Annotated in this window: 6 protein-coding genes and 2 pseudogenes; 4 read left to right on the top strand and 4 right to left on the bottom strand. The window is 59.3% G+C overall.

What is annotated here, in order from left to right:
* Positions 1-118: 118 nt before the first annotated feature.
* The 4 genes and pseudogenes from AC221Y_RS17165 to AC221Y_RS17150 form a co-directional block, all read right to left on the bottom strand.
* Positions 119-334, bottom strand: a pseudogene (locus tag AC221Y_RS17165) (IS6 family transposase); the annotation flags it as partial.
* Between the two features lie 60 nt (positions 335-394).
* A pseudogene (locus tag AC221Y_RS17160) lies at positions 395-691 on the bottom strand (DDE-type integrase/transposase/recombinase); the annotation flags it as partial.
* 183 nt (positions 692-874) lie between these two features.
* Positions 875-2,236 (bottom strand): IS110 family RNA-guided transposase, encoded by a 1,362-nt coding sequence (locus AC221Y_RS17155; RefSeq protein WP_486707838.1) that lies wholly within the window; start codon positions 2,234-2,236, stop codon positions 875-877.
* A gap of 165 nt (positions 2,237-2,401) precedes the next feature.
* Positions 2,402-2,704: a transposase gene (locus AC221Y_RS17150; RefSeq protein WP_486707837.1), complete on the bottom strand. Its 303-nt coding sequence runs from the start codon at positions 2,702-2,704 to the stop codon at positions 2,402-2,404.
* A gap of 249 nt (positions 2,705-2,953) precedes the next feature.
* On the opposite strand from AC221Y_RS17150, the gene AC221Y_RS17145 reads away from it, so the two are divergent.
* From AC221Y_RS17145 to AC221Y_RS17130, 4 genes are all read left to right on the top strand, one after another.
* Entirely contained in the window at positions 2,954-4,420 is a 1,467-nt protein-coding gene (locus AC221Y_RS17145) for a YfcC family protein (protein WP_486707836.1), read from the top strand.
* On the top strand, positions 4,417-5,646 hold the full coding sequence (locus AC221Y_RS17140; protein WP_486707835.1) for an arginine deiminase: 1,230 nt from the start codon (positions 4,417-4,419) through the stop codon (positions 5,644-5,646). The genes AC221Y_RS17145 and AC221Y_RS17140 overlap by 4 nt, the downstream gene beginning before the upstream one ends.
* 13 nt (positions 5,647-5,659) lie before the next feature.
* Positions 5,660-6,661, top strand: coding sequence for an ornithine carbamoyltransferase (gene argF / locus AC221Y_RS17135; RefSeq protein WP_486707834.1), 1,002 nt, complete (start codon positions 5,660-5,662; stop codon positions 6,659-6,661).
* 4 nt (positions 6,662-6,665) lie between these two features.
* On the top strand, positions 6,666-7,390 hold a 725-nt coding region (locus AC221Y_RS17130), incomplete at its 3' end, for a carbamate kinase (RefSeq protein WP_486707833.1).

Here is a 7,390-nt window from a genome sequence, read left to right as displayed (position 1 = left end):
GTTGTGTTGAGGGTGCAGCAAACTTGGTTATGGTTATCGGTATCAGCCCGGGGTGCGGCCCGGGGAGTGGTGTCAGACCAATTCGAACTCGTCTCGGAATGGGCAGTGACGCTGCCCCTTATGCCGCGCAGGGATCACGCCACTCAACAAGAGCGGCGGCGCGGTTGAGCTTGAAGCTGGGTCGGGTTGAGGGGCTGCGTTTCTGATTAAAGTGATTGCAGACGAAAGCGTGAACGGCCGCGAATTTCTGTAAACTTCGCATACTGAGAAACCGTTGCATGGCCCGTTCTCGTCGTCGGAACGGCAGGTGTGAATTCTCCGCTCGGTTATTCAGCAAGCGACCCGTTTTAGTCTAGTGCTTGCGTTCCGGTTTCTCAACTCATTCAGGCGGCCTTTCGTTCGAACAGTATTGCGACCCGCGATCCCTATGATGAATGCAGCCCTCGGGCGGTTGCCGCAACGCCACGGCCATGTCCAGCGCCTGGATCGCCAGGTTTCTTTTCATACGATTGCTGACAGCCCAACCAATGACGCGCCGAGAATGCAGATCGTTGATGACGGCCAGATACAACCACCCTTCGCTGGTCCAGATATGGGATATGTCGCCCGCCCACTTCCGGTTTGGGCCATCCGCAGAGAAACCCTGATCCAGCAGAATGGGCGCAATGTTGAACGTGTGGTTGCGATCGGTCTTGCGCCAAGATCACCATATCGTCGCGCTGTCTGCGGCTCATTGGGCGGCTTCGCCATGCACGAAATCCCCGCGATGAAACTTGCAGAATGCGGCAGAGAAATTCCACAGGCCAGACTTCTTTCCGGGAATCAATGAAAGCAAACCTCATCGGCTTTGGCCCGCAAGGAAGATTGCCGCTTCCTAAGAAACAGCCGCTGTCGCAGGAATGGGTGCCAATGCAAATCCGAGGGTCCTGGCGCGCCGTTGAAGGTTTGACAGCATACGCTGCCGGTGTCGCTCGTCGTAAGCTGCCGCGCCCTGATCTTGGTAGGTCATGCCATGCCGCACAGCGTTGTAAAACAGCACCGCGATTTTGCGTGCTGTTGCCGTGACCGCTTTCTGCTTGCCGATACGCGATGACAGTCGCCGATAGAACGCGCCCAAGGCCGTATCGCTGCGGCCAATGGTTGTCGCGGCCAACCTGAGCAACGCTGCAGCACGGCTTGAGGACCGGCGCGTGCGTGAGGACAGCAATTTGCCGCCGGAGATTTTATTGCCCGGGGCCAGGCAAAGCCACGACGTGAAGTGCTTGGCGCTCTTCCATGCGCACAGGTCCGTGCCGCATTCGGCCACCAGCTTCAGAGCCAGCGAGGGACCGAGGCCGTGGATCTGCGTCAGGTCTGTGCCCAACACACCGTAAAGCGCAGCGCGCACATCAAAGGATGGGGCATTGTGCTGCTTGCCCTTGATCCGAGCCTTGGGCAGTGGAGCCAGATCATTGTCTGCCCGGACCGTCAGCGCTCCAACTGCCACCTCCAGCCTACGGTCGCACGCCTCGATCTGGGCTTTGTAGAAATCGTAAAGCTCCAGCGACTGTGTCAGGGCAAAGATATGTTCCTCGCGGTCGTTGCCGACCAGCGCGGCGTTGATCGTGTCCACAGAGGATTTGCAGCGAACATCCCGGAACGCGGCGAGAGCCTCCGGATCACGCTCGCCACGGACAATGGCGCGGATGATCCGCATTCCTGTGACGCCGGTGATGTCGGAGACGACATGATGCAATTGCAGGTTCATCTCCATGAGTGCCTTCTGCATGTGCTGGATATGGGCTGCAGCATATTCTGTCAGGCGTTCTCGCTGGCGCATGTAGGCGCGCAAGGTGGCGATCTCGGCCTCTGGCCGGAAACTGCCACGCAGCAGGCCATAGGAGTGCAACTGTCGTAGCCATCCGGCATCGCTGACATCGGTTTTGCGACCCGGCACGTTCTTGGCATAGCGCGCGTTCACGAGGATCACATGAAGGCCGTAACCCTCAAGTATCTCAAAGGCCGGAATCCAGTAAACACCGGTCGATTCCATGGCGACGCTGGTGACGCCACAGGATTTGAACCACGTCGCCAGTGAATGCAGATCCTGTGTGAATGTCCCAAAGGCGCGCACGGGCATGTCGCAGGCATCAGGGTTCACCGCAGCCATGTGCATGGTCGACCCAATGTCGATCGCCGCTGCATTTGGATTGACCATCTTCAGATCCGGGTGGCCGCCGGTCGTTGGGTTCGTCATGGCATATCCTCCATTTGGGAAGAAGGGCGTGGGCCATGCAAGTTCGTCATCTTCCTAACCGGGATCACCGCAACAGCGGCGTCACCACTCTCAAGTGCGCATCGACCCATGTGCCACGTTTTTTAACGGGGTCTCACCCTCCAATAAGCGATCGGCAACTGCCCTTCAGGCGCAGCATAGCACAGGCGGTTTATACCGCGCACAGGCGGGCTGCGGCCCGGAATAGTTTTTTAACACGTCCCTCTCCTCGCGCAGGAGCCGGACTTCCTTGCGCAGGCCTTCGTTCTGCCTTTTGACATCCTCGCGCGGACCCGACATCAGATCGTCATGCTGATGCGTCTGACCCCACGTGTTCAGCGTCGAAAGTCCACCCCCTGAATCGGCAGCCGCCTGTGGCCGCGTCAGTCCACCGGTCGTCGCGATGCGCACCGCATCACGGCGAAACCCGTCCGTGTATCTCGTTGCCACTCCTTATCTCCTTCATCGCAAACATTGCTCGAAAGAGACCGGAACTGAACCGGGGCAAGACCAGTCTCCCGCATCCTTTTGTCGGGGTGATGCCAGAGGCGTCAGAAGCGCAGGCATTGACCGGGGTTAAAGCCGCGGGCCTTTGTTCGGTGTTTTATCGGATTAACGCAGATTAATGCGCAGGCCTGCGCGAATGGGAACATAGAAGGCTCACCCTCAACAGAACTTGTGCCAAGGGAAGGATCTATCATGTCGGACACAGCCGCAGAGGCGGAAAGCACGGATCCGGGCCTGCAATCCCGGTTTCCAACAGCCTATACGATCCTGTTCCTTCTGATCATTCTGGTGGCAGTTCTGACCTGGATAATTCCTGCAGGGCAATATGACCGTGTGATGAACGAGGATGTCGGTCGCGAGGTGGCCGTTCCCGAAACCTACAAGACCGTCGAGGCCAACCCGCAGGGGCCGATTGACGTGCTTATGGCCCCGATCGCTGGGTTTTACGATCCTGGCAGTTATGCAGCGAATGCCATCGACGTGGCGCTGTTCGTTCTCTTGTTGGGCGGCTTCCTGGGCGTGGTAAACGCGACCGGGGCGATCGACACCGGCATTCGCAGCGCAATGCGCGCGATGGAGGGCCGCGAGATCTGGATGGTCCCGATATTGATGACGCTTTTCGCCATCGGAGGGACGACCTATGGCATGGCCGAGGAAACACTGGCGTTCTACGCGATCCTTTTGCCGGTGGTTCTGCGCGCTGGCTATGATGCGGTGACGGGTGTCGCGATCATTTTGATCGGTGCCGGTATCGGCGTGCTTGGCTCTACGATCAATCCGTTCGCCACCATCATTGCGGCGGATGCGGCGTCGATCCCTTTCACGAACGGCATTATCCTGCGGTTTGTTCTTCTGATTGGCGGGTTGGGCATCTGTGTGGCCTATGTTATGCGCTATGCCGCGCTCGTGAAGGCCGACAATCAGCGCTCTGTCGTGGCCAAGCAGTGGCAGGCGCATGACCGCCATTTTTTGCGTGGCAATGATGAAGAAACGGCGGACGATGCGTTGACGGGCACGCAAAAGGTTATCCTGATCCTTTTTGCAGGCACATTCGTTACGATGATCTGGGGGGTCTCCACGCAGGAGTGGTGGATGGCGCGAATGGGCGCGCTGTTCCTTGGCTCGGCGATCATCATCGGCCTTATCGGGCGACTTGGCGAAAAGAAACTGACCGGGGCCTTTGTCGATGGTGCGCGCGATCTTCTGGGGGTGGCGCTGGTGATTGGATTGGCGCGTGGCATTGTCGTGATCATGGAGCAGGGGTTGATCGCGGACACCATCCTGCATGCATCCGCGCAAACCCTGGGCGATCTGTCGAGCATCGCGTTCATCTCGACCATGTTCGCGATCGAGGTGGGGATGAGCTTTTTCGTTCCCTCCTCGTCGGGTCTGGCGGTGTTGTCGATGCCGATCCTGGCACCGCTGGCCGATTTCGCCGGTGTCGGCCGCGACTTGGTCGTTACCGCCTATCAATCGGCGAACGGGCTGGTGAATCTGATCAATCCGACCTTCGCAGTGGTCATCGGCGGCCTCGCCATTGGGCGGGTGTCCTATGATCGCTGGATCGTCTTTATCTGGCCGCTTCTGTTGATCTTGACGGTCTTCATAATGGGCACGCTGGCGGTTGGGGCCTGGCTGGGCACGGGGGGGCTGGCATGAGCACGCCCCAACTTGGCGTACATTCCGAAACGGGACAATTGCGGCAGGTGATCGTTTGCAAGCCGGGCCTCGCGCATCGCAGGCTTACCCCGTCGAATTGCGAGCGGCTTTTGTTCGACGATGTGTTCTGGGTCAAACAGGCGCGCAAGGATCACGATGTCTTCTCCGACATCATGCGCGACGAAGGTGTCGAGGTGCTCGATACAGGCACGCTTCTGGCGGAAACGCTTGAGAGTGCCGATGCGCGCCGCTGGGTGCTTGATCACAGGGTCAGCCCGCTGGATATTGGCGTCGGCATGCTGGGCGAGATGCGCGATTGGCTGGACGAGCTGTCTGGCAGCGCGCTGTCGGACGTCCTGATTGGCGGATTGACGGTCGATGACCTGCCATTCGAGCCCGCAGGCATGTTTGGTGCTTATCTGGGTCCGCTTGGCTTTATCCTTCCGCCCTTGCCGAATTTTCTGTTCACCCGAGATAATAGTGCCTGGATTTACGGCGGCGTCACGCTGAACCCGATGTATTGGCAAGCGCGGCGACCGGAAACATTGCTGACTGCGGCCATTTACCGGTTTCATCCGAAGTTCGCAGGTAAGGCGGAGGTGATATGGGGCGACCCCACACGGGATCATGGTCTGGCCACGATCGAGGGTGGCGATGTAATGCCGGTTGGCAATGGTCTTGTTCTGATCGGCATGGGCGAGCGCACGTCGCCACAGGCGATTGGCCTTCTGGCGGAGGCGCTGTTCGACGACGGTCGGGCGACGCGGGTTCTGGCCTGCCAACTGCCCAAGGAACGATCAGCCATGCACCTTGATACGGTGTTCACCTTCTGTGGCGGCGATGTCGTGACAAGCTTTACCGATGTAGCGGCGGAAATGAGCTTGTTCGATCTGCGTCCCGGTGACGGTTCGGCGCCCCTTGATATGAGGCGCCTTGAGCGGCCCATCTTTGATGTTCTGGCAAAGGCATTGGGCTTCAGGCGGTTGAAGGTTGTTTCGACTGGCGGCGACGATCCTTTCGAGGAATCCCGCGAGCAATGGAATGACGGCAACAACGTGCTGGCGCTGCGCCCCGGGGTGGTGGTCGGCTATGACCGCAACGACGACACCAACGCCGCGCTGCGCGCTGAAGGCATCGAGGTGCTGGAGATTCCGGGGGCCGAGCTAGGCCGGGGCAGGGGGGGCAGCCGATGCATGAGTTGCCCGACAATCCGCGATCCGGCATGAAAGGAGCAATAGTATGGCCTATAATCTGAAGAACCGGCATTTCCTGAGTCTGCGCGACTTTGCGCCAGGTGAAATCGGGTTCCTGCTGGATCTGTCCGCGACGCTGAAAGCCGCGAAATACGCAGGGACGGAACAACCGGGACTGAAGGGCAGGGAAATTGCCCTGATCTTCGAAAAGGACAGCACACGGACTCGGGTGGGATTCGAGGTTGCAGCCCATGACCAAGGGGCACATGTCACCTATCTGGGCCCGTCCGGCACGCATCTTGGCCGCAAGGAAACCGTCAAGGACACCGCCCGCGTGCTCGGCCGTGTGTTCGACGGGATTGAATACCGGGGCTTTGGTCAGACGGTTGTTGAGGATCTGGCGGCGCATGCCGGTGTGCCGGTGTGGAACGGCCTGACGGACGAATTTCATCCTACTCAGATACTTGCCGATTTCCTGACCATGCGCGAACACGCGGAAAAGCCATTGCGCGAGGTGATATTCACCTACATGGGGGATGCCTCCAACAACATGGCCGACAGCCTGTTGATTGGTGGTGCCAAGATGGGCATGGACGTGCGCCTTTGCGCCCCGCGTGCGTGCTGGCCGGAAACGCTTATCGAGGCCGAGGCACGGAGCATCGCGCAGGACACCGGCGCGCGCATCCTGATTTCTGATGACATTCAGGAGGCCACGTTGGGTGCGGATTTCATCTATACCGATGTCTGGCTTTCGATGGGAGAGTCCAAGGAGAAATGGGCCGAACGTATCGAGTTGCTGAAGCCCTATCAGGTCACGGCTGATGTCATGACCAATACCGGCAACCCGCGCACCCGCTTCATGCATTGCTTGCCGGCCTTCCACAATGCGGAAACCGAGGTCGGGGCCGAGATCGAGAAGGAGTTCGGCTTGTCAGCAATGGAAGTGACTGATGATGTCTTTGAAAGCGCCGCCTCGATTGTGTTCGATCAGGCCGAGAACCGGATGCACACGATCAAAGCGGTTCTCGTCGCCACGATAGGGCCATAAGGTCATGCTTGTTGTTACAGCCCTTGGTGGCAACGCGCTTTTGCGGCGCGGGCAGGCTCTGACGGCTGTCAACCAGCGCGAAAATGCGCGTGTGGCTGCCAAGGCGCTGGCCCGCATCGTTGAGGCCGGGCACGATCTTGTCGTCACCCATGGCAATGGTCCGCAGGTCGGTCTTCTGGCCTTGCAGGGCCTGTCTTACAAACCCGACGAGGTTTTTCCACTGGACGTCATGGGCGCGCAAACCGAAGGCATGATCGGCTATCTGATTGAACAGGAACTGGAAAACGCCTTGGGCCACAGCCGAACGGTCGCGACGCTTTTGACCCAGGTGCGCGTTGATCCAAGGGATCCCGCGTTCGATAAACCAACAAAATTCGTCGGGCCGGTCCATGACAAGTCGCAAGCCGAGGAGATGGCGGACAGGTACGGCTGGTCCATCGCGCAGGACGGTGAAAACTGGCGACGTGTCGTCCCATCGCCCGCACCGAAAGAGATCCCCGACATAAAGGTCATCCGCCAGTTGCTCGTGCATGGAGCCATCGTGATTTGCGCGGGCGGCGGGGGAATCCCTGTTATCGCGCGCCCCGATGGGGGACTGACCGGCATAGAGGCCGTCATCGATAAGGACGCCGCGAGTGCGCTTTTGGGCGAAACCCTCGGGGCCGATGTCCTTTTGATGCTGACGGATGTTGACGGGGTCTATCGCGATTTTGAAACCGGTCACGCGGC

The organism is Boseongicola sp. (assembly GCF_057460485.1).
Note: the sequence above shows the minus strand (reverse complement) of the source record. Positions and strands in the feature narration are given on the sequence as shown.

Coding starts and splice junctions, on each gene's coding strand:
- AC221Y_RS17155 (WP_486707838.1), bottom strand. CDS start 2,236: ATGACGAACCCAACGACCGGCGGCCACCCGGATCTGAAGATGGTCAAT.
- AC221Y_RS17145 (WP_486707836.1), top strand. CDS start 2,954: ATGTCGGACACAGCCGCAGAGGCGGAAAGCACGGATCCGGGCCTGCAA.
- AC221Y_RS17140 (WP_486707835.1), top strand. CDS start 4,417: ATGAGCACGCCCCAACTTGGCGTACATTCCGAAACGGGACAATTGCGG.
- argF (WP_486707834.1), top strand. CDS start 5,660: ATGGCCTATAATCTGAAGAACCGGCATTTCCTGAGTCTGCGCGACTTT.